This window comes from Psychrobacter sp. (assembly GCF_018260395.1).
In the GTDB taxonomy this organism is placed as follows: Bacteria; Pseudomonadota; Gammaproteobacteria; order Pseudomonadales; family Moraxellaceae; genus Psychrobacter.
This window is the reverse complement of the sequence record NZ_JAGLBC010000218.1, coordinates 1-2,388: the sequence shown is the minus strand read 5'-3', so window position 1 is coordinate 2,388 and position 2,388 is coordinate 1. Positions and strand designations below refer to the sequence as shown.

At 40.1% G+C, this 2,388-nt stretch carries 3 protein-coding genes; all 3 read left to right on the top strand.

From position 1 onward, the window contains the following. Positions 1–233: 233 nt before the first annotated feature. The 3 genes from rpmF (at position 234) to fabG (ending at position 2,262) form a co-directional block, all read left to right on the top strand. Positions 234–416 carry a 50S ribosomal protein L32 gene (gene rpmF, locus QZ265_RS10610; RefSeq protein ID WP_296405993.1) on the top strand — a complete coding sequence of 61 codons (183 nt, stop codon included), beginning with the start codon at positions 234–236 and terminating at the stop codon, positions 414–416. Positions 417–538: 122 nt separating this feature from the next. Next, positions 539–1,531 (top strand): ACP S-malonyltransferase, encoded by a 993-nt coding sequence (gene fabD / locus QZ265_RS10605; protein ID WP_296405991.1) that lies wholly within the window; start codon positions 539–541, stop codon positions 1,529–1,531. Next, a complete protein-coding gene (gene fabG / locus QZ265_RS10600) occupies positions 1,528–2,262 on the top strand; it encodes a 3-oxoacyl-ACP reductase FabG (protein ID WP_296405995.1) in 735 nt (244 codons plus the stop codon). The genes fabD and fabG overlap by 4 nt, the downstream gene beginning before the upstream one ends. Positions 2,263–2,388: the final 126 nt, after the last annotated feature.

Below are 2,388 nucleotides of genomic sequence, written 5' to 3'. Positions count from 1 at the left end.
GGCAAGTAGACTTCAAATAGTATTACCCCTTTATTTTGTTATAGAAATCACGTATAATCCCTCGTTTATTATTCCCAGATTTTAAACCTATTTGATTTTTAATAAGAGTTGCTCTTATTGAGGTCAATAGAGAACTCATTTTGCTACGTGAGCATTGTGTATTTTATCACTGAGTTTAGATAAAATATATCGCCCTCACCACCACAGCATATTTTAGAATAGGAGCAAGACCCATGGCTGTTCAAAAAAGTCGTAAAAGCCGCTCACGCCGTGATATGCGTCGTTCACACCATCATATGGATGTCGCTGAGTTAAGCGTCGACGCTACTACTGGTGAAAAACATCGTCGTCATCATATGACTAAAGATGGTTTTTACCGTGGCCGTCAATTATTCAAAGCGAGCCAAGAAGACTAATTTACAATCATTTATAGTGATTGTGGTTTAATATAAGAGCTAAGCCTTACTAATGTCCTTTATAGCATTAGTGACGCTTGGCTCTTTTTTTATGAGTAAGTTTAGGTACAAGAAGGCTGAAAATGTCATTAAAACCGTCGCAAACCGTTAAAAAGCAAGGTAAACCTGATATGCCTCTTCGTATTGCAGTTGTGTTTCCTGGCCAAGGTTCGCAAACTGTAGGTATGCTAAATGAATTGAGCGAAGAGTATCCTATTGTTATTCAAACTTTTGCTGAAGCTAGTGCAGCATTAGGATATGATTTGTGGGCTGTATGTCAGGATGAAGAGGCGTTGGCAAAAACTGAAAATACTCAGCCGGCGTTATTGGCAGCCAGTATAGCTATTTGGCGTATTCTTAAAGAAAATGTAGAATTGGAGCCATTATACTTTGCAGGTCATTCATTGGGTGAGTATAGTGCACTTTGTGCCGCTGGTGCTATAGATTTTGCCGATGCAATTCAATTGGTTCATGCGCGTGGTCAATACATGCAGCAAGCTGTAGTAGGGGTGGATACCAAAATGGCCGCTGTGCTAGGTTTGGAAAATAGCCAAGTGATCAGTGTTTGTGAGCAAGTAGAAAGCAATAATGATGATGCGGTGGTAAGCGCAGCTAACTTTAATAGCCCAGGGCAAGTAGTAGTGGCAGGTAACACAGTAGGCGTTGACATACTTAGCCAACACATACAATGTATGGCTAAAAGAATGGTACCTCTTAAAGTAAGCGTGCCTTCGCATTGTGCCTTAATGCAACCTGCTACAGATGCTTTGGCTAAAAAACTTGCACAGTGTGAGTTCCATTTGCCGCAAGTTCCTGTCATTCAAAATAGATATGCTGATGAAGAAAAAACAATAGCAGCCATTAAACAAGCGTTGACTGAGCAGCTAAGCAATCCAGTGCTATGGACTCAAACCATGCAGAAGTTTGCAGACAAACATATCAATATGTTTGTAGAATGTGGAGCAGGCACCGTACTAAGTAACTTGGCTAAAAGACAAGAGACGCCGATAACAACCTATCCGACAGATAAGCCTGAACGCCTTGCTAAACTATTTAATATATTGAATGAGGAATAGCCATGAGTCGTACGATTACTTTAGTGACTGGTGCCAGTCGAGGTATTGGTAAGGCAATTGCCAAACGCTTTGCTAAACAAGGTCATTTTGTTATTGGCACAGCGACCACTATTGAAGGGGCACAGTCAATTGATGAGTATCTGCATGATTCAGGGGGTATCGGTCGTATCTTGGATGTGACCAATCAAGAACAAATCGATAAACTATTTGAAGAGATTGAAAGTGTTTATGGCAGTGTGCAAGTATTGGTGAACAATGCTGGTATTTCACATGATGGCTTATTAATTCGCATGAAAGATGAAGATTGGAACAAAGTTGTAAATACCAACTTAACAGCCATTTATCGTATGAGTAAAAGAGCTATTAAAGGCATGATGAAAGCTCGTAAAGGGCGCATCATTAATATTACATCTGTAGTGGCTGAGATGGGCAATGCCGGTCAAGCCAATTATGCAGCAACTAAAGCAGGGGTAGAAGGCTTTAGCCGTACTTTAGCTCGCGAAATTGGATCAAGACAAGTCACGGTTAATTGCGTTGCACCAGGTCTTATTGAAACCGATATGACGGACGAATTAGATGAACGTTTATTGAACTCAATGCTTGATGCTGTCCCGGTTGGACGTCTTGGACAACCTGAAGATGTAGCTGCTGCAGTGTCTTATTTAGCTAGTGATGAAGCCAGCTATGTCACCGGAGCAGTTATTCCTGTTAATGGTGGTATGTACATGTAATCTAGTTGTGATTGAATTAGAATTACAGACTCACTTTTGCTATTATACGAAAGGCTCTACACACTTAACATATTGGTTGTTATATCTTGATATATGGTTCTTTTAAGGTATGATTATTTAATTATA

Coding starts and splice junctions, on each gene's coding strand:
- rpmF (WP_296405993.1), top strand. CDS start 234: ATGGCTGTTCAAAAAAGTCGTAAAAGCCGCTCACGCCGTGATATGCGT.
- fabD (WP_296405991.1), top strand. CDS start 539: ATGTCATTAAAACCGTCGCAAACCGTTAAAAAGCAAGGTAAACCTGAT.